Source organism: Borreliella garinii, from assembly GCF_001922545.1.
GTDB classification, from domain to species: domain Bacteria; phylum Spirochaetota; class Spirochaetia; order Borreliales; family Borreliaceae; genus Borreliella; species Borreliella garinii.
Map to the genome: position 1 here is coordinate 191,516 of NZ_CP018744.1, position 18,144 is coordinate 209,659.

The 18,144-nt window shown below is 27.9% G+C and carries 19 protein-coding genes; 5 read left to right on the forward strand and 14 right to left on the reverse strand.

Going from position 1 to position 18,144, the window contains the following annotated elements:
- Positions 1–25 precede the first annotated feature (25 nt).
- The 8 genes from BLA33_RS00875 to BLA33_RS00910 all read right to left on the reverse strand — a co-directional run bounded on the left by BLA33_RS00875 (position 26) and on the right by BLA33_RS00910 (position 8,675).
- Positions 26–466 (reverse strand): response regulator, encoded by a 441-nt coding sequence (locus BLA33_RS00875; protein WP_002557259.1) that lies wholly within the window; start codon positions 464–466, stop codon positions 26–28.
- A 39-nt stretch (positions 467–505) separates the two neighbouring features.
- On the reverse strand, positions 506–991 hold the full coding sequence (locus BLA33_RS00880; RefSeq protein WP_075226324.1) for a chemotaxis protein CheX: 486 nt from the start codon (positions 989–991) through the stop codon (positions 506–508).
- Between the two features lie 11 nt (positions 992–1,002).
- The gene (locus tag BLA33_RS00885; protein WP_075226325.1) at positions 1,003–2,406 is read right to left on the reverse strand and encodes a CheR family methyltransferase; all 1,404 of its coding nucleotides are present in this window, start codon (positions 2,404–2,406) and stop codon (positions 1,003–1,005) included.
- Positions 2,407–2,413: 7 nt separating this feature from the next.
- Positions 2,414–5,011, reverse strand: coding sequence for a chemotaxis protein CheA (locus BLA33_RS00890; protein ID WP_075226326.1), 2,598 nt, complete (start codon positions 5,009–5,011; stop codon positions 2,414–2,416).
- A 66-nt stretch (positions 5,012–5,077) separates the two neighbouring features.
- Complete coding sequence (gene flaA, locus BLA33_RS00895) at positions 5,078–6,106, reverse strand: flagellar filament outer layer protein FlaA (protein WP_029346428.1); 1,029 nt, start codon at positions 6,104–6,106, stop codon at positions 5,078–5,080.
- A 77-nt stretch (positions 6,107–6,183) separates the two neighbouring features.
- Positions 6,184–6,735, reverse strand: a complete 552-nt coding sequence (locus BLA33_RS00900; RefSeq protein WP_029346427.1) for a hypothetical protein — start codon at positions 6,733–6,735, stop codon at positions 6,184–6,186.
- Positions 6,725–7,723 carry an N-acetylmuramoyl-L-alanine amidase gene (locus BLA33_RS00905; RefSeq protein WP_029346426.1) on the reverse strand — a complete coding sequence of 333 codons (999 nt, stop codon included), beginning with the start codon at positions 7,721–7,723 and terminating at the stop codon, positions 6,725–6,727. The genes BLA33_RS00900 and BLA33_RS00905 overlap by 11 nt, the downstream gene beginning before the upstream one ends.
- Positions 7,716–8,675, reverse strand: a complete 960-nt coding sequence (locus BLA33_RS00910; protein ID WP_004791468.1) for a glycosyltransferase family protein — start codon at positions 8,673–8,675, stop codon at positions 7,716–7,718. The genes BLA33_RS00905 and BLA33_RS00910 overlap by 8 nt, the downstream gene beginning before the upstream one ends.
- A 57-nt stretch (positions 8,676–8,732) precedes the next feature.
- On the opposite strand from BLA33_RS00910, the gene BLA33_RS00915 reads away from it, so the two are divergent.
- On the forward strand, positions 8,733–9,407 hold the full coding sequence (locus tag BLA33_RS00915) for a hypothetical protein (protein WP_029346425.1): 675 nt from the start codon (positions 8,733–8,735) through the stop codon (positions 9,405–9,407).
- An 8-nt stretch (positions 9,408–9,415) separates the two neighbouring features.
- On the opposite strand, the gene BLA33_RS00920 is transcribed toward BLA33_RS00915, so the two are convergent.
- The 3 genes from BLA33_RS00920 to BLA33_RS00930 are packed head-to-tail and all read right to left on the reverse strand — an operon-like array spanning position 9,416 to position 10,661.
- Positions 9,416–9,865 (reverse strand): DUF192 domain-containing protein, encoded by a 450-nt coding sequence (locus BLA33_RS00920; RefSeq protein ID WP_029346424.1) that lies wholly within the window; start codon positions 9,863–9,865, stop codon positions 9,416–9,418.
- A gap of 19 nt (positions 9,866–9,884) precedes the next feature.
- A complete protein-coding gene (locus BLA33_RS00925) occupies positions 9,885–10,295 on the reverse strand; it encodes a hypothetical protein (protein ID WP_029346423.1) in 411 nt (136 codons plus the stop codon).
- A 9-nt stretch (positions 10,296–10,304) separates the two neighbouring features.
- Positions 10,305–10,661 carry a hypothetical protein gene (locus tag BLA33_RS00930; protein ID WP_029346422.1) on the reverse strand — a complete coding sequence of 119 codons (357 nt, stop codon included), beginning with the start codon at positions 10,659–10,661 and terminating at the stop codon, positions 10,305–10,307.
- A gap of 105 nt (positions 10,662–10,766) precedes the next feature.
- Here BLA33_RS00930 and era point away from each other — a divergent pair, with 105 nt between their 5' ends.
- Both era and lysS read left to right on the forward strand, forming a co-directional pair.
- Positions 10,767–11,639 carry a GTPase Era gene (era, locus tag BLA33_RS00935; RefSeq protein ID WP_029346421.1) on the forward strand — a complete coding sequence of 291 codons (873 nt, stop codon included), beginning with the start codon at positions 10,767–10,769 and terminating at the stop codon, positions 11,637–11,639.
- Positions 11,640–11,711: 72 nt separating this feature from the next.
- Positions 11,712–13,277 (forward strand): lysine--tRNA ligase, encoded by a 1,566-nt coding sequence (gene lysS / locus BLA33_RS00940; RefSeq protein WP_075226327.1) that lies wholly within the window; start codon positions 11,712–11,714, stop codon positions 13,275–13,277.
- Positions 13,278–13,343: 66 nt separating this feature from the next.
- Here lysS and gpmA read toward each other — a convergent pair whose 3' ends face one another.
- Positions 13,344–14,090 (reverse strand): 2,3-diphosphoglycerate-dependent phosphoglycerate mutase, encoded by a 747-nt coding sequence (gene gpmA, locus BLA33_RS00945; protein WP_004790833.1) that lies wholly within the window; start codon positions 14,088–14,090, stop codon positions 13,344–13,346.
- A gap of 148 nt (positions 14,091–14,238) precedes the next feature.
- Here gpmA and rpiA point away from each other — a divergent pair, with 148 nt between their 5' ends.
- Positions 14,239–14,925, forward strand: coding sequence for a ribose 5-phosphate isomerase A (rpiA, locus tag BLA33_RS00950; RefSeq protein ID WP_075226328.1), 687 nt, complete (start codon positions 14,239–14,241; stop codon positions 14,923–14,925).
- Here rpiA and psgB read toward each other — a convergent pair.
- A complete protein-coding gene (gene psgB, locus BLA33_RS00955; RefSeq protein ID WP_075226329.1) occupies positions 14,912–16,045 on the reverse strand; it encodes a HemN-related non-iron pseudo-SAM protein PsgB in 1,134 nt (377 codons plus the stop codon). The genes rpiA and psgB overlap by 14 nt on opposite strands.
- Positions 16,046–16,155: 110 nt before the next feature.
- On the opposite strand from psgB, the gene BLA33_RS00960 reads away from it, so the two are divergent.
- Entirely contained in the window at positions 16,156–16,986 is an 831-nt protein-coding gene (locus BLA33_RS00960) for a DnaJ domain-containing protein (RefSeq protein WP_004791283.1), read from the forward strand.
- Here BLA33_RS00960 and BLA33_RS00965 read toward each other — a convergent pair.
- Positions 16,983–18,125 (reverse strand): hypothetical protein, encoded by a 1,143-nt coding sequence (locus tag BLA33_RS00965; RefSeq protein ID WP_029346420.1) that lies wholly within the window; start codon positions 18,123–18,125, stop codon positions 16,983–16,985. The two genes, BLA33_RS00960 and BLA33_RS00965, sit on opposite strands and share 4 nt — an antisense overlap.
- Between the last annotated feature and the right edge of the window lie 19 nt (positions 18,126–18,144).

The following is an 18,144-nucleotide window of genomic DNA, read 5'->3' on the forward strand; positions in this document are numbered from 1 at the left end:
AAACTTGAGCTATTTTATAAACAATTTATTTAACAAAGACGGACATTACTCTTTGAAGAACCTTTGCCCTATCTAATGGTTTAACAATAAATGTTTTTGCTCCTTTTATTAAGCAATCCTTAACTAATTGTTCTTTACCTAAAGCAGATATCATTATCACTCTAGCATTTTTATCAAATTCCATAATATTAGAAAGACAAGTTATTCCATCCATTTTTGGCATAGTAATATCAAGAGTAACAATATCAATATTAGGATAATGATTCTTATATTTTATCACAGCCTCTTCTCCATCAGCTGCTGTATCAATAATATTAAAGCCCTCTGATGTAAAAATTTGTGTAAGCTGCTTTACGGTAAAAACAGAGTCGTCAACAATTAAAACATTAAAAGGAATGCCTGTATCATAATTGATTCCCCTAGGTTTAGATGAAGAATCTGCAGCAATTGTAGTCTTTTGAATCATATTAACCTCTCTTTTCTAATAAAAAGATTTCTTTTCATATCAAACCCTCTCTCTTATTGCAATATTAACTTCTATAATTTTACCATCAGGCAAAGAAAAAGGAACAATCAAAGCTTCAGAACCTTTATTGCTTATTTTCATATTTTCTCCATAAATAAAAGCTGGTGGAGTTATATCAAATACAAAACCTTTAGCATGCAGAGTAGTAACAAAATTTCCGGCAATAATGTTGCCAACCTCAGTAAGAATTGCAGCAACCATCTCTTTTGTTTCCTCATCATCAAAATCATCATACTCTTCAAAATTTAATTTAGAAGCAACAAAAAGAGCTGTTTCTATATCCATGTCAATAATTATACTACCCTCAACAGACCCGGCAAGCCCTACTATTACAGAAACACCTTTTATCTTTTGATTTATCGATTTAAGCCCTGGTTTACCCATTTTTATATTCTCAACAAGCAACATATCTCTTAAAACTGAAGAAGCGGCATCCAAAAACGGCTCTATATAATCTATTCTCATTAATTTCTCCTTTAGACTTTCCTGTATAAGTTAAAATATTTTGCGGATTTCTCTTTTATAAAAACATCATTATTTTTAAGCTCTTCGTTATCTCCCAAAACCAAAAGAGCCCCTTTAATAGTTTTGGAAGCAATGATATTTAAAATTAAAATCTGATCTTTACTATCCAAGAAGCATAAAACATCTTTTAAAAAAACCATTCCCAAATTATCAGGCAAATCTGAAAAAAGAGCATCGGAATATTCAAACAAGACATTATTGAGAATTTCTGACTTAAATTTATAAACCCCAGGACTTTGTTCAAAAGAGTTCCTACGATAAATTTCACTAATACCAATTTCTGACTCTGAAAAAATCAACCTAGAAGTTTCAACCACTTTTGACAAATCATTATCAATAGCTGTCAACTTAAAAGGTTTTACATAATATTCAGACAAAGCATTAACTAAGGCTATAGTCTCTCTTCCACTACCACAACCAATTTCCAATACATTGAAAATAGAATTCAAATTATCCATAAAATTTAAGCGATTCTTAACAATTTCATTTTGAAATTCTTCCAAACAATCAACTCCCCACAAACTTCCCGATGATTTTGAATAAAATTCATTTAAAAAACTATCGTAAGGCAAGCAATCAGTATCAACCATATTAAATTTTACTCCAACTTTTTCTAAAAACACATCATTTACCAAAGAAGCATTAAACTTGTATTTCAAAAGATTTTTTTTAATATTCTCTAAATTAAAAGTTGAAATATTATTTAAAATTAAATTTTCATTGTTATTGCTATTTTTTGGAAAAACATTATTGGCAGAAAAATTACCTTTACAATCCTCTAGCACATCTAAATCATCAGAATCGCTTACAAAATCGATTTTTTCAGCAGAATTTTGGCCAGGCTTTAATACCTTTTCTTCTTCACTATAATTAAAAATTTTAAAAACATCGAGCAGTATATAAAGTTTTTCGTTATAATCTACAACGCCTTTTATATAGTTTATTAAAGAATCTTGGGATAAAACTGGGTGTGGATCTTGAATAAGGCTAGAATCTATTGAAAAAACATTATTAATTTTATCAACAATAACCCCTATAAGAAGGTCTTCATTTTTTAAAACCATAATATCTTCAAGATCTTTTTTGTTAAATTCTAAATTAAACATTATTCTAAGGTCTATAATAGGAATTATTTCGCCTCGTAAATTATCAAGCCCAGCTACATATTTTTTGACATTTGGAACATAAGTAAAATTACTAGATTTTCTAATTTCTTTAACTTGCATAATGTCTACCAAATAATGATCTGACCCAAGCTCAAAAGAAACAACCTTAAAATCAAAATTGGTCAATTTAGAATTACAATTTTTATCGTCTAAAATTTTAGGTCCAAAATAAATTTCTTTTATCTGCACAAGAGATTCACTCCTTAATAGCCTTTTTTAAATCAAAAAGTTTAAAAACATCAATTATTAATACAACCTTACCATTACCAAGCGTAGTAGCTCCAACTATACCCGAGCTTGCTGAAAATTTATCCTTAATAGGCTTTACTACAAAATCTTCTTCGCCAAGAATAGAGTCTACAACAATTGCGGTTTTTATGTTATTAGTATTAACAACTATTAAAAATTTCTCTATTAATGAATCGTCTCTTATTATATTAAAAAGTTTATCAAGCCTGAGAACAGAAATGATTTCATCTCTTAAATTATAAACTTCATGATAATTTTCAAGTAATTTTATATCGTACTCAGTTATTCTATGAGTTTCAAGAACATTGTTCAAAGGAATAACATAAGTCTCAGGCCCTGACTTCACCAAAAGACCTTGTATAATCACTAATGTCAATGGTAGCTTAATTTTAAAAATTGTTCCACGTCCAATTTCTGATTCTACTAAAATGGTTCCATTAAGCTTTTCAATGCTTTTTTTAACAACATCAAGACCAACACCTCTACCTGAAAGATCTGTCACTTGAGCTGCTGTTGAAAAACCAGGAGCAAAAATTAAGTTAATAAGTTCAAAATCAGAGTAAATTACACCTTCCTTTATTATTCCCTTTTCAATTAATTTGCGCTTAATAATCTTTGGATCTATACCAATCCCATCATCTTCAATCTCAATTGATATTACATTTCCTTCATTCTTAGCGCGCAAAATTATAGTACCTGCTTTACTCTTCCCCTTTTTAACTCTCTCTTCAGCTGTTTCAAGTCCATGATCCATTGAATTTCTAACACAATGCATCAAAGGATCTACAAGGTCATCTATAACAGACTTATCAAGCTCAGTTTCCTCTCCTTCCATTTCAAGATTTACAATCTTATTCAATTTCTTTGAAAGATCTCTGACAACTCTTGTAAACCTTGAAAATATATTAGATATTGGCAACATCCTGGTCTTTAAAACGCTTTCATGCAAATCTGTAATTATTCTAGATAGCCGCCCAGAAGTCATTTTAAAATTTTGAAGAAGTCTGAAAAAAGAATTTCTCAATTCAGATATATCATTAAGAGCTTTCTCCATTTTAAAATTCATCAAAGAATTAATGTGTGATTCAATCTCATCTTCTAATGTTAAGCCTGCATCTTTAAAAATTATCTTTAAATCAATTAAAAAGTTTCTCTGAAAACTTTCTTGATAATCATAAAAATAATTAAAATTATAAAATAATGTAATCATTTCTGAATTTATTTGATTATAAGATGATTTGCTTATTACAGCTTCACTGACAAGGTTTAATATGTAATCTATTTTTTTACTATCTATTCTAATTAAATTAACACTAATTGGATTGTTTTTCTTAATACTTTTATTTGCCTTAAAAGGCACTTCATCGTTTTCTTTTAAGCTTATATTCTTTAAAGATTCTAAATCAACATTTTTGATTTCAAAATGACTAACAACATCTGGTAAATTAATCTTTTTAACAATACTGTCTACACTGACATTTGATATTAAGTAATATATAACAAAATCAAAAAATTTATCTGCCAATAATTCACTAGAATCTGGAAGAGACTTGAAAATTTTTCCAAGACTTTTTAATGCCTGAAACATTTGAAACCCACTAATCGTAGCCATAGGATTGTCTTTTACAAAATTTAATCTAACTTTAAATAACTTTTGATTTTCAATCTCAAGTAATAAATCAGAAATTTCATTCTCTGTAAAATCAAAAAAACCATCATTTAAAACAAGGTTGGAATCTAAATCAATATCTTTAGTTTTTCTATCTGAAAGTTTTTTTAATTCTTCTTTTACATTAAATTCATCAACCAAATAGCTCTCAATTAAATTTGAAGAGTCTAAACTTTTTTTCACGCCCTCTATATCTGAATATATTAGATAATAATCTACTCTTGTTAAAAATTTATCTTCAATGATTTGCTCATATTTAGGGATTGTATGTAACACAGACCCTAAATTTTTTAAAATATTAAATATCTTCAATCCACCATTTTCAACTTCAGAATCGCTGCTTGCATTAAAAATAACACTGATCCTTAAAACCTTTTGCCCAATTCCTAACCCTTCTCTTATCTCCTCAAGATCTAATTCTGAAAGACAAAAATCATTTTTGGTTGAATTTTCGTCCAATCTCTTAATATATGTTTGATTATCAACTACTAAAAATTGATTTAACTTGTTTTTAAGATCACTTATATCACTCAAATAAACCTTGCCATCAAGACGAAACGCAAGCATTTCCTTAATAACATCTAATGAATTTAAAAGCAGATCAACAAGATCATTGTTTATATTTATCCTATCATCTCTAATAGCATCAAAAACATCTTCAACAATATGAGTAAAATCAGATAACTCCATCATATCAAGAGAAGCAGAACTTCCTTTTAAAGTATGGGCTGCCCTGAATATTTCATCAATAGTATCAGAATTATTAGGATCATCCTCTAATGACATAATATTCTCTTCAAGGATATCTACAAGATTTTGAGCCTCTTCGAAAAAAACTCCTAAAAGCTCTTCATTTTCTAAATCTAATATTTCCATACCATTTCCTATTAAAATCTTATACATGTAAAGCTAACCTTTTAGGCTAGCTTTACATATTTGAACCTACTTTTTTGAGGATGATTCTTCAGGTTTTTTGTCACTCTCAACCTTTTCTATAAAGTTTTGGAAAGACCCTTCGGGCATAGAAATTTTTTCTCGAAGCTTTAAAACTCTTTTAAAAGTTTCATGTGCCTTTAATTTACGAAGAGATTCAGTTCCACTAGTCTCATAAACTTTAAACACAGATTCACTATCAATATCAGAATCTATTGAAACACTCAACTTATCATAAAGAACTCTCAAATCTTTAACATAAAAGATAAAATTTTGCTCTTTTGAACTATGTGATTTTGAAACTCTAAAAGCCTTAAATCTCATTTTACTTGAAGCAAGAGGATAATTTGGAACATCATCCTTAATTATTCTAGATGATATATTGGGAATATAGTTAGGATTTGACCAAATTAAATCAGCCCAGCCTTTAAACTTTAAAGTCCCTAAAGAGTAAGCATACTCCATGCCATTCATATCTTCAAATAAAACTTCAAGATCTATTTCATATCCTAAACTATAAACTGATACTTTAATCTCTTTCATAGTTTTAATGTTATTAATAAGACCTTTGCCTAAGAATTGATTACCATTTTCTCCTGAATAAAAAGGAATTTTAAATGGTGGCATAATCATAGCAGATGATTGAGAATAGCTTGGAAACAAAACTCTTACTCCTAAAATAGTGTCGCCTGCATATCTTTTTGACTCGCTCTTGACAACAGCAGGCGCAACAACTGAATTTTTAACGTAAGCCTGCAACCTTGCAGAAGGAGTAAGCAAAACACTCCAATTATTTATCCCAAGATCTACAACCATATCTTCCGGCTTAACAATGCCAGAAGCACCTGAATAAACATAATCAACATAATTTGTAAGGTCAAGTTTAGTTGAACTTGGGTCTCTTGCAAGTTCTGCAAAATCTAAAACCAATTCTCCAGGCTCTGACCTTTTAGAGCCTTCTGGCAATCCATCAGCCTCTTGAGCAAAAAGAGCCGTGGATAATAAAAAAAGTAAAATACTTTTCGCTTTCCTCTTCATGGAAACCAACTCCTTATATATAAATCTTTTATAAAATTTTCGTTTTTTAATTGCCATTATTAATAAAATTAAATTTATCAAATTTGCTCCTTTAGCATACACCCTTCAATAAGAATAACAAGTTTTTTTACCTTGCCGGGATAGTTAAAGTGTATTGTTTTTATTAAAGACATGACAAATAGGTTAACCTTAACATCAAAAGATTCATAAGATTCATTATAATCCCCGTTATTAAAAGAATCATAGAACTCCCTTGAAAGATTTATATAATAAATTCCATCTTTTAAAAAAGAATATAAAAATCTCGCATCACTTAATAAAAATCCAAAAGAAAACCCTTCATTGCTTCCCAAAAGGAAATCTTTTGCTAAAAGATCTAAATTATCTTTCAATTTTTTTTCATCTCTTAAGTACCTTAAATTAGAAACAAATCCCTTGCTAGAGTAAAAATAAAAAACCTTTTTTGAAAAAAGATTATCATAATTTAAAAAAACCATACAAATAGAAAACAAAAAGCTTGCTGCCAAAATCCCTAAAAGCAATCTAACCGTATGCTCTTTTTTTGAATTTAAAAAATTAAAAATCACTGCATTATATTTAAAAAATACATCCGAAATATTATTTTTCATAAAAATTTATAAATTCCACCAAAGATTTAAGTATTAGGATATTAAACTTGCTCATGTAATTATAATCCAAAATTAATTTAGCATCTAAAATATTGGACAAAAAACCCATTTCAATCAATACAGCAGGCATACTGCTATTTTTTATTACAAACCATTGCTCTTCTCTAATTGGCCTAATATTAGTTTCGCTTAACTCATTTTTAAATACTTTATACAAAATTTCAGCCAATCTTTTAGATTCATATTTATATTTAATATCTAGTATATCATTAAGCTCACTTAAGTATCTATTACCTTTAATATCATATCCTTTAAAATGTTTAATAACCTCTCTTTTTGAATCCTTGGGAAGATACCAAAACTCAACTCCTCTAGCTTCATTATTTGGAGCATCATTAGCATGTATGGACAAAAATATGACATTATTGGGAAAATTTGGTTTTATTGCATTTGCAAATTCCGACCGCTCTTTTAAAGTTAAAAAGACGTCATTTATACGAGTTAACAAAATATTTTTATTTATAAAATAATTACTTAAAATTTTAGACAAATGTATAGAATAAGTTAATGCAAAATCTTTTTCTTGAAGCACAACATCGTAACCATTTATATTTAAGGTCACAACCGCACCAGCATCATGCCCTCCATGTCCAGGATCAATGATTATGGAAGTAATTCTGGGTTTATTATAACTTTTAAGAGAATTGAAATAATTTTCAATTTGTTTTAATACCTTTTGACTTATTAAAATTTCTCCACGAATGTCAATAATTGGGTCTACAAACATATAATAACCAGAAGATGTAAGCGCATATTCAAAACCTAACCTAAACTTTAAATATCCCTTATCATTTTCAATTGTAAAAACATCATTTTCAATGTTTAAATCAAACTTAAAAACATTGGTGTCAAAAAAATCAAGAACATTTAAGTAATCAAGGGTCTTGGAATATAAGCTTAAATATGAAAACAAAATCAAATCAATCAATAATATCATTTTCCCAAAGCTCAATAGCACTCTTTAAGTCTCCTTTGAATCTTAAGCTATTTTTAGCAATCTCACTTTTTATTTCCTTAAACTCTTTTTGAAAGAGAAAAGGATTAATTTTGTATTTTAAACAAATTTTGCAAAACCTCAAAAAAGAAAAAACAACGCCATTTCCAACAAAAATTGGAACATAATTCTTAAGTAAAAAAATTAAAAAACTTTTATTTTTGGTCAAATTTTCTGGCGAATTTAATGCAGTATACTGGATTCTTAGCTTTCTATAAATATAAACATGTTCTCCAAAATAAATAGCCCTTAGTCCAAAATCTATTCTTTGAAAATATTCATTTTGAATCCTTCCATCAAAACCTCCAAGCTGTAAAAACTTTTCCTTAGAATAAAGTCCGCAATAATCCATGGTAATCAAAGTTTTTTCATAGTCTTTTTCAGAATTTACTAAAATTACCTTAAACTTTTGCTGTTCATCTATGCTGGGAAGAAAAATCGAGGGAATCATTTCTTCTTCTTTGTCAAAAAACTCACCCCCAACAAGAAGAACATTTTTTTTGACTATTTCGTCGAATATATTTGGAATCCAAAAAGGATTTAACAAGTACATATCACTTTGCAAAACAAAAACAAAGTCACAGCTGGATTCTTTCATTGCTAAATTAACCTTTTCTCCAGAATTCAAATCATCAGAAAGTAAAATAAATTTTAACTTACCATAACTTTCTGAGATAAACTGCAAAGAACTTCTATTACTCTGTTTTTCAATTGAAATTATTTCTCTTATGAAGTCAAAATTTGATAAAAATTCAAACAAATCTTCTCTAAAAATTTTTGTTCCTCTGCTTAATATTACAAAAGAAATCCCAAAAGAAGATTTTTGTGAATAATTATTTTTAGATTGAATAACAGTATATGAATAGCCGCTACCTTGAAGACGCATAAATTACTTTTAAAATCCTCACAATTAAATTATAATAATCATATGTCAAATAATACAATGTTAATTCCAAGAATAATTAATATTAATTCATTATTCTATAGCACGATTATTATCATTTTTACACTCATTTCTTGCAACCATAAGAATATACAGTATGACAAGAGAATTAAAAAATTTTTAGATAAAAACAAAATTGAATATAAAATAGACTCAGAGAATGACTTTATAGCATTTAAAGATATAAACAGTAACGAAAGAGAAGAAGTAATCATTAGATCAAGGCTAAACTCATATAAAAATTCAAAAATAAGAGAAATATTTGGAATTGTCAAAGTATTTGATGTAAACACACAAAAAATTAAAGAAATATCTGACTCCCTTATGAGCGACAGCTATAATAACAGAGTACTGGGATCATGGGAGATTATTCACAATGCAGAAAGAGGAATTAACTCTTTAGTATATATTGTAAAAGCAGAAGAATTTGCAAGCGAAACACTTTTGCTTGATGCAATTGACGAGATCGCCTCAACAATAACTATTTTTAAGAAAATAATCACAACCAACAACGAAAGCATTGATAATAATGAAGAAAATAATAATGCAAATAAAGCATCAAGTGAACAGCCCTCTTTAAAAAAAGAAAAAACAAGTTCAACAAAAGAAAATAATAAAAATGAACTTCAAGAAGATCAAATCGAAGAAGAACTTCAAGAAATTAAAGCCCAATAATTTCAAAATCATTCTACCGATAAAGAATTAATATCAAAGCAAAAATTCACCTTATCGCCTATTTTTATTTGAAATTTAGAAAATGAGCCTCTTGGAAGCTCAAGGGCATACTTTGCTTTATAAATAGAATTAACATTTGCTCTAGAATATGGCTCTAAATCATAAATCTCTTTAATAATTCCATTTGAATCAATATAGGCTATTTCAAGAGGCAAAGGTGTATTTTCCATCCAAAAAGATAGCTTTTGCTCTTTTTTAAAAACAAAAAGCATTCCATTTCCATATTCAACTTTTTCAGCGCCCATATAGCCTTTTGCTCTATCAAATTCATTAGCTGCTATTTTTACAAAAAACTTAAACCCATTTATCACAACTTTTTTATCATAAAAATGATCAGCGAAAGATAAAAAAGGCATCAACAAAACTAAACATAAAAACCGTTTTAAAATTTTTTCCAATTATCAACCTTATTAAGAATCATTTATTATAATTTTCAATATAAGATTTTAAGGTCATTCTTAAAATATTTTTATTTAAGACAATAATATACTCGCCAAGATCCCAAAAATAATTCAAAGGCGTTACCAGAGTAGCCTCGCCAAACTTTTTCTTTACCTCAATAAAAATTGAATACTGAGATATTAATTTTTTATCAAAAACAAAAGTGTATGAAAACATTTTATTTTTGTCAAAATTAAAAACAGCATATTTTAAATGGGTTTTACCAACAAATCGTAAAGTTTGTTTCATGGCATAAGGAAATTCAACTTCTTCAATATCATAATAAAAAATAGTACTCTTGATAACATTCTCTTTAACAGACTCCATGCTAGAACCCATAGCAAAAGATGTAAAAACAGAAAATAAATAAAAAACTGTAATACCCATACAAAGCCTTTAGCCATAAACAATGTAAAGAAAAAGTAGAACAAATAAAAAACTTGAAAATAAATAAAGCAAAATATTAACATTAATCCCAAAATGAAAAAGTCTTACAAAGACTTTAGAAACTACTCCATCACCGGCTATTCTTACTCTTTCTTTTCTTTTAAAAGGTTTTTCTTTAAGCTCTTGAAAGGGACTGTAGTGACAATTAGGACAACCCTCTCCAAAAGCAGAAACTGGCCCTACATGCCGACAATTTGGACATTCTATGTCGCCAAGCTTAGCAGCACAGTTAGGGCAAATAGACCTATTAAGCCCAACCTTTTCACCACATTGCTCACAAAAAACTTCAAAATTTACCTTTGCCAAACGAAATTTCCTCAAATTTTACTTAATTATAAAGTATCTAAAATACTGTATAATTAATTATAATAAAAAATGTATGAATATTACATATTTAAGGAATGCTAAAAGATGAAATCGGGATTTGTAGCAATACTTGGTAGACCATCAACCGGAAAATCTACCCTTTTAAATTCAATATGTGGGCATAAAATATCAATCATATCCCCTATTCCACAAACAACTAGAAATAAAATAAAAGGAATCTTTACCGATGACAGAGGGCAAATTATTTTTATAGACACACCAGGATTTCATCTGAGTAAAAAAAAGTTTAATATTGCAATGATGAAAAATATACACTCTTCAATAGGGGAAGTTGAGCTTATTCTATACATAATAGATATTCAAGACAAACCTGGAGAAGAGGAAAATAAAATGCTAGAAATAATTAAAAACTCTAAAATTAAATTTTTAGTGCTAATCAATAAAGTTGATCTTAAAAATACAAAAATAAAAGAAATAATACAATTTCTAAAAGAAAAAGGAATAGAAGATAACAATATAATTAAGATATCTGCTGAAAAAAAAATTAACACAGAAGAATTAAAAAATAAAATTTATGAAAATTTTTCAGAAGGCCCACTTTATTATCCACAAGAATACTACACAGATCAAGAAATAAATTTTAGAATTAGTGAAATAATAAGAGAAAAAGCTATTGAAAACCTAAAAGAAGAACTTCCCTATTCTTTGTATGTAGATATTGATACCTTGGAAAATAAAAAGAGAAGTCTTTTTATCAGAGCCAATATTTTTGTAGCCAATGAAAGTCAAAAAGGAATAATTGTAGGAAAAAACGGAAAAGAAATAAAATCAATAGGAGAAAGGGCAAGAAAAACGATTGCAAAAATTTTTGAAACAAAATGCAACCTATTCCTCCAGGTAAAACTTAAAAAAAATTGGAACAAAGAAGACAAACTAATAAAAAGACTTATAAATTAATATTCAACTACAATTTTCTAAAATCTTGAAACTTGAAAAATAAAATGCTAAAATTTGGGTTAGGAATAAAATGTGAAGACGGCGCATTGGGCAGATTTTTATGCAGAAAAAATAAAAAAAGAAAAGGGTCCAAAAACCCTATATACAGTAGCATCAGGAATTACTCCATCTGGAACTGTGCACATTGGCAATTTTAGAGAAGTTATTTCGGTAGACCTTGTAGCAAGAGCTTTAAAAGACTCTGGATCACAAGTAAGATTTATTTATTCTTGGGATAATTACGATGTATTTCGCAAAGTTCCCCAAAATATGCCAGAACAAGAACTTCTTACAACTTATTTAAGACAAGCAATAACAAGAGTTCCTGACACAAGAGGCCATAAAACAAGCTATGCAAGAGCTAATGAAATTGAATTTGAAAAATATCTGCCCATAGTAGGCATCAATCCTGAATTCATTGACCAAAGTAAAAAATATACTAACAGTACTTATGCAAGTCAAATAAAATTTGCACTTAATCATAAAAAAGAACTGGCTGAAGCATTAAACGAATATAGAACTTCAAAACTTGAAGAAAATTGGTATCCAATCAGTATATTTTGTACAAAATGCAATAGAGATACAACAACTGTAAATAATTATGACAATCATTACTCTGTTGAATACTCATGTGAATGCGGAAATCAAGAATCTTTAGACATAAGGACTACATGGGCCATTAAGCTTCCCTGGAGAATAGATTGGCCTATGAGATGGAAATATGAAAAAGTTGACTTTGAACCTGCAGGAAAAGATCACCACAGCAGTGGTGGTAGTTTTGATACATCTAAAAATATTGTAAAAATTTTTCAAGGCAGCCCACCTGTAACATTTCAATATGACTTTATTTCAATAAAAGGACGTGGTGGGAAAATATCATCCTCATCAGGAGATGTCATATCACTCAAAGATGTTCTTGAAATCTACACACCTGAGGTCACAAGATTTTTATTTGCCGCTACAAAGCCAAATACTGAGTTTTCGATCTCATTTGATCTTGACGTAATTAAAATATACGAAGATTACGACAGATTCGAGAGAATCTACTATGGAGTAGAAGATATAAAAGAAGAAAAAAAAAGATCATTTAAAAGAATTTATGAGCTATCTCAACCATACATGCCAAGTAAAAGAATCCCTTATCAAATTGGATTTAGACATTTAAGTGTAATCTGTCAAATATTTGAAAATAATATAAATAAAATTCTAAATTACTTAAAAAACGTTCAAGACGATCAGAAAGATAAACTAATAAATAAGATCAAATGTGTAATTAATTGGATAAAAGATTTTGCACCCGAGGATTTCAAATTTTCATTAAGATCTAAATTTGATAATATAGAAATACTAAAAGAAGATAACAAAAAGGCAATTAGTGAACTTTTGGATTTCTTAAAGAAAAATTTTGAAGTTGCTACAGAGCAAGACATTCAAAACGAAATATATAAAATTTCAAGAGAAAATAATATAGAACCCGCTTTGTTCTTTAAACAAATTTATAAAATTTTAATCGACAAAGAAAAAGGACCCAAATTAGCCGGATTTATTAAAATAATTGGTATTGACCGCTTTGAAAAAATTGTAAGCAAATATATTTAAACCTTAAAATGATAAAAAAAATAAGCCATAAATACGGCTTATTAACACTTCAATAGTAATAGACTGTTACTTTAACTTTCCTTGACTAGCAACAGATTCCATTGCACTTTTAATCTTACTTTCATCACCTAAATAGTAATGTTTAATAGGATTTAAATCTTTATCCAATTCATAAACTAAAGGAATACCCGTAGGAATGTTAAGCTTTAAAACATCTTCTTCGCTTAAATTATCAAAATATTTAACAAGAGCTCTTAAAGAATTTCCATGAGCAGCAACAATAACTTTTTTACCCTCAAGAACTTCTTTTGCAATCTCATCAGTCCAATAAGGAATTACTCTTTTAACAGTATCTTTAAGGCATTCTGTTGAAGGAAGTTCCCTTTTAGGAATATATTTATATCTTGGATCTTTTGTTGGATGACGATCATCGGACTCATCTAAAGACATTGGGGGCACATCATAACTGCGTCTCCAAATTAAAACTTTATCTTCCCCATATTTTGCAGCTGTTTCTGACTTATTTAAACCTTGTAATGCTCCATAGTGCCTCTCATTTAATCTCCAGGTTTTTTTTACACTAATATAAGATTGCCCTAATTCTCGCAAAATAATATTTAAAGTATCATTAGCCCTTGACAATAAAGAACTAAAAGCAATATCAAAAGAATAACCTTCTTGCTTTAGTAGCAAACCTGCCTCTAAAGCCTCATTGATACCCTTGTCAGAAAGTTTAACATCTGTCCAACCAGTAAAAAGATTTTCTTTGTTCCATTCACTCTCTCCATGCCTCACTAAAACTAATTTATACATAAAATCTCCTAGCATATTATTTTATTTACTAATACTAATAATTATAAATTAGCACGAAATCTAGTCAAGATTTCAATCTTAATTAAATAATGATATACTTTAAAATGAATTTTGGGCTTTAAATCCATTAAAGCAAGGAAAAAAATTTATGGAAAATCAAAAAATGTTGGTAGCAAAATATGCAATTGATCACTACATCAAAAGCAATATGAATCTTGGGATTGGAACAGGTACAACTATTTATTATGCAATAAAATATTTAAGCGAAAAGCTAAAATCGGGCAACCTAAAAAATTTAAAACTCTATGCAACAAGTAGCGATACAAAATATTTACTATCAAAAGAACAAATTCCTTATGAATCAAATTTTTCAAAACTTAATAAAAATCTAAACATCGCAATTGATGGAGCTGATGAAATTCTATTAGAAAAAAAAAGCTTAATAAAGGGAATGGGGGGTGCACATCTAATGGAGAAAGTAATCGCTTACAATTCAGAAACATTGCTAATAATAGCAGATGAAACAAAAATCGTAAAAAAATTGGGAACAAAAATGCCTATTCCCATAGAAGTTGCCCAAAATGCGGTTGGATTTATTATGAGCAGACTTGAAGAAATGAATTTAGACACAACCTTAAGAGTTTGTAAAGAAAAAAAAGGACCTATTATAACTGATAACAATAATTACATTTTAGATGTAAAAATGCATGTAGAAAATCCCGAAGGAACAGAAAAATACTTCAAACTATTTCCAGGTATACTTGAGATTGGAATATTCAATCATAAAAACACAAAAATAGTTTATTACCAAAACAAACAAATCAAGGAAGCCTAAATTTCACTTTAAAAAAGTTATCATTAAAATAGTTCATAATTTTTACTAAATAAAAATCTAACTTAAATCTTTCACGCCCTTTTAATAACATAATATTATTATCAAAAACAAACTTTTTACTTAAATTTGAGCAATAATTAATAAACTGAAAAAATTGTTTTTCATTATACTCAAATCTAAGCCTAAGAGACCGCAAATTAACACCTTGAATAGTTCCAAGTCCTTGAATAAAATGATAAATAAAAAACTCTAAATCCTCTAACAATTCAAACTTTGCCAAGTGATTATTTGCTTTAACAAAACCACTATCTTTTCTAATCAAAGCTCTTACATTATTATTCTTATCATTACAGAAAAGCAAACTTACAGCGTGCAATCCTAATCCTAAATACGGTTTTAACTCCCAATTTAATTTATTATGCTTACTCTCATGACCCTTTAACATAAAATTGGTAATTTCATAATTAATGTAGCCATTGGACTCTAAACACTCAAGGGCATAAAACCACAGCTTTTCTGAACCAATACCGTTATCAAAATCTCTCAAGGCAAGGTCTTGCTCTTCACATATAAAATCACTAAAACAAATATGCTCGGGTATATATGAGAGTAATTCTTTTAAATCTCGCTTGAGATCAGATTTTTTTTGAAAAGGAATATTAATAGTCATATCAATATTTAAATCAAAAGGAAACTTTCTAATATTTTTAATTAGAATATTCATTTTTTCATAAGAAATTTCAGGTATCCCCATAATCTTTCTAAATTTTAAAGAAAAACTTTGAACACTAAGATTAATTCGAGTAATGAAAAATTCATCCAAAAGTTTGAATTTTTCAAAATCAGCATAACCTGGAATAATTTCTAAAGTAAATTCTTCTAATAAAGCCAAATTAATACATTTGGACAAAGAAGTGAAAATAAATTTTAAACTATCCTGCCTACATAAACAAAAATCTACATGCTTAATGTAAAGTGTTTTTATAATTGGATGACCTAATAAGGTTAAATAATATTTCAATTCCTCTAAAATTTTATTAAAAATGCTAAAATCTTTACAACAAAATGAAATATTAATATAAAGACTTAACTCGAAAAGAGGTAAAAGATCTACTCTCATAATTGGTCTTTTAAAAATTTAAATTTAATTATAACATGTATAAAGTATAAATATTAAATTTTATTTAAAAAAAATATAATAAATAAAGGGGATTTGAAGGAGATTTTTTAATGGCAAAAGATTACTATAATATACTTGGAATACAAAAAAATGCTAGTGATGAAGAAATTAAAAAAGCTTACAAAAAATTAGCAATAAAATATCATCCGGACAAAAACAAAGGAAACAAAATAGCTGAAGAAAAGTTTAAAGAAATAAATGAAGCCTATGAAATTTTATCTTCTCCTGATAAAAAAAGAAATTACGACGCTTTGGGTAGCACCAATTTTAATGAAAACAACGACCATTTTGAAAGAGAATTTAATAGCTCAAGATTTAGCAATTTTGAAGATTTAGATTTTTTTTCCAAAATCTTTACTGGATCTTCAAGAAAAACAACAGACAAGGAAATAACTTTAAATATTTCGCTTTATGATGCTTATATGGGAAGTAAGAAAACAATACTTATAAACAACAAAAAAGTCGAAGTAATAATACCAAAAGGAACATTAGAAACAACTAAAATAAAAATAAACAATAAAGGACCTATTAATCCAATTTCTGGAATTAAAGGGAGCCTAATAGTCAAATTTAACATATCAAGCTATAAAAAATTTAGACTGAATGGAAAAACCTTAGAAACAACAATAGAAGTTTATCCATGGGAAATAGCTCTAGGTTGCGAAAAATTATTTGAAACAATTGAAGGGAAAAAAATAAAACTTAAAATTCCTTCGGATGCACAAAATGGAGAAATTTTAAACTTAAAAGAACTAGGAATGCCTATAATTGGAAGCAGCTCAAAAAGGGACCTTAAAGTCACTTTGATAGTAAAAATTCCAAAAATAATAAATAATGAAGTAAAAGCTATTTACGAAAGATTAAAAGAGATATATGGCTAAAGTATTTCTGAAAATAAATGACCAAAGTTTTTTAAATTTGCCTCCCAGCCTGACCTATATTCATTAAATTTATTTATCTTAGACTCATATTCTTTGATTCCATCCTCAATACTATCAAAATTCTTAGCAATATCCACTGAAAATTGAAAAACATCACCTTGTCGGGGGGCAAGAGTAAAAAAGGCAAATTTCCAATTTCCAGAATTTATAGTAGATATTATCCTTTTTTGGAAAACATAATCAGATATTAAAACAAATTTTTGAAATTCTTTTCTTCTTAAATAAATAAGCTCATTCCACTCATTAAAAATAGCATCGGGCAATTCATTTAAACCTATCTCAATTATATTATTGATAGATAAAAGAATTTGTAAAATTTCCAATAAATTCAAATAATAGCTATCAAAACATTGAATTGTAATCTCAAGCAAAGCAATTTTTATAAGCAGCTTAGAAATATCAAGACTATGATCTTTCATGATTTTATCAATTCTATCTTTTGTGTGGTCTATAATAAATTTTTTATGAGTTTCTTTAATATTGCTACTTTTCTTAATTTGCTCTACTTTTTCATAATAATCATTAATTTCTTTATTAATTACATCTAAATTATTGCTATTGGCCTCATTAGAAAAAAAATCCAACGAATTACTAAGTCGATCTAAAAACTCTTCTTGAATAAAGAATGTAGCAATTCTTATGCAAGAAAATGGAGCTTTACTCTTTTTTTCAAAATTTTCAATTTTTTGTTTAAGATCTACTCTAAAATTCAAATATTTAAGTTTATCTAAAAATTTATTAAAATGAGAAACATCTCCTAACAATTCATCTTCTTGAACGTCTAAAAATTCTGAATTGGGATGATATTTTTTTATTAAATTTTTAATAATAAGCAAAGTATCTAAAAAAATAGCTTTATTGGAATCCCAAGATTTACTGATACTGGGATTAAAATCCTTATAAATCTTATCCAAAAACACAAGTTTATCTTTAAGTAAATTAGCATCGTTAATAAGGCTAGATTGTTCTCGATAAGAATAATAATTTATTAAACTATACCTGAAAATGCTAAAATTAAGATATTTTTGAAAATCAAAAAATCTATAAAATCCTAATGAACCGAAATCAAAAAACTTCATGTCGCAATATCATCTTATT

Bases quoted from the DNA above. Each gene is read 5' to 3' on its own strand.
- BLA33_RS00875 (WP_002557259.1), bottom strand. From the start codon at position 466: ATGATTCAAAAGACTACAATTGCTGCAGATTCTTCATCTAAACCTAGG.
- gpmA (WP_004790833.1), bottom strand. From the start codon at position 14,090: ATGTATAAATTAGTTTTAGTGAGGCATGGAGAGAGTGAATGGAACAAA.
- rpiA (WP_075226328.1), top strand. From the start codon at position 14,239: ATGGAAAATCAAAAAATGTTGGTAGCAAAATATGCAATTGATCACTAC.
- BLA33_RS00925 (WP_029346423.1), bottom strand. From the start codon at position 10,295: ATGGGTATTACAGTTTTTTATTTATTTTCTGTTTTTACATCTTTTGCT.
- BLA33_RS00910 (WP_004791468.1), bottom strand. From the start codon at position 8,675: ATGCGTCTTCAAGGTAGCGGCTATTCATATACTGTTATTCAATCTAAA.
- BLA33_RS00965 (WP_029346420.1), bottom strand. From the start codon at position 18,125: ATGAAGTTTTTTGATTTCGGTTCATTAGGATTTTATAGATTTTTTGAT.
- era (WP_029346421.1), top strand. From the start codon at position 10,767: ATGAAATCGGGATTTGTAGCAATACTTGGTAGACCATCAACCGGAAAA.
- flaA (WP_029346428.1), bottom strand. From the start codon at position 6,106: ATGAAGAGGAAAGCGAAAAGTATTTTACTTTTTTTATTATCCACGGCT.
- psgB (WP_075226329.1), bottom strand. From the start codon at position 16,045: ATGAGAGTAGATCTTTTACCTCTTTTCGAGTTAAGTCTTTATATTAAT.
- BLA33_RS00960 (WP_004791283.1), top strand. From the start codon at position 16,156: ATGGCAAAAGATTACTATAATATACTTGGAATACAAAAAAATGCTAGT.
- BLA33_RS00890 (WP_075226326.1), bottom strand. From the start codon at position 5,011: ATGGAAATATTAGATTTAGAAAATGAAGAGCTTTTAGGAGTTTTTTTC.
- BLA33_RS00880 (WP_075226324.1), bottom strand. From the start codon at position 991: ATGAGAATAGATTATATAGAGCCGTTTTTGGATGCCGCTTCTTCAGTT.
- BLA33_RS00915 (WP_029346425.1), top strand. From the start codon at position 8,733: ATGTTAATTCCAAGAATAATTAATATTAATTCATTATTCTATAGCACG.
- BLA33_RS00900 (WP_029346427.1), bottom strand. From the start codon at position 6,735: ATGAAAAATAATATTTCGGATGTATTTTTTAAATATAATGCAGTGATT.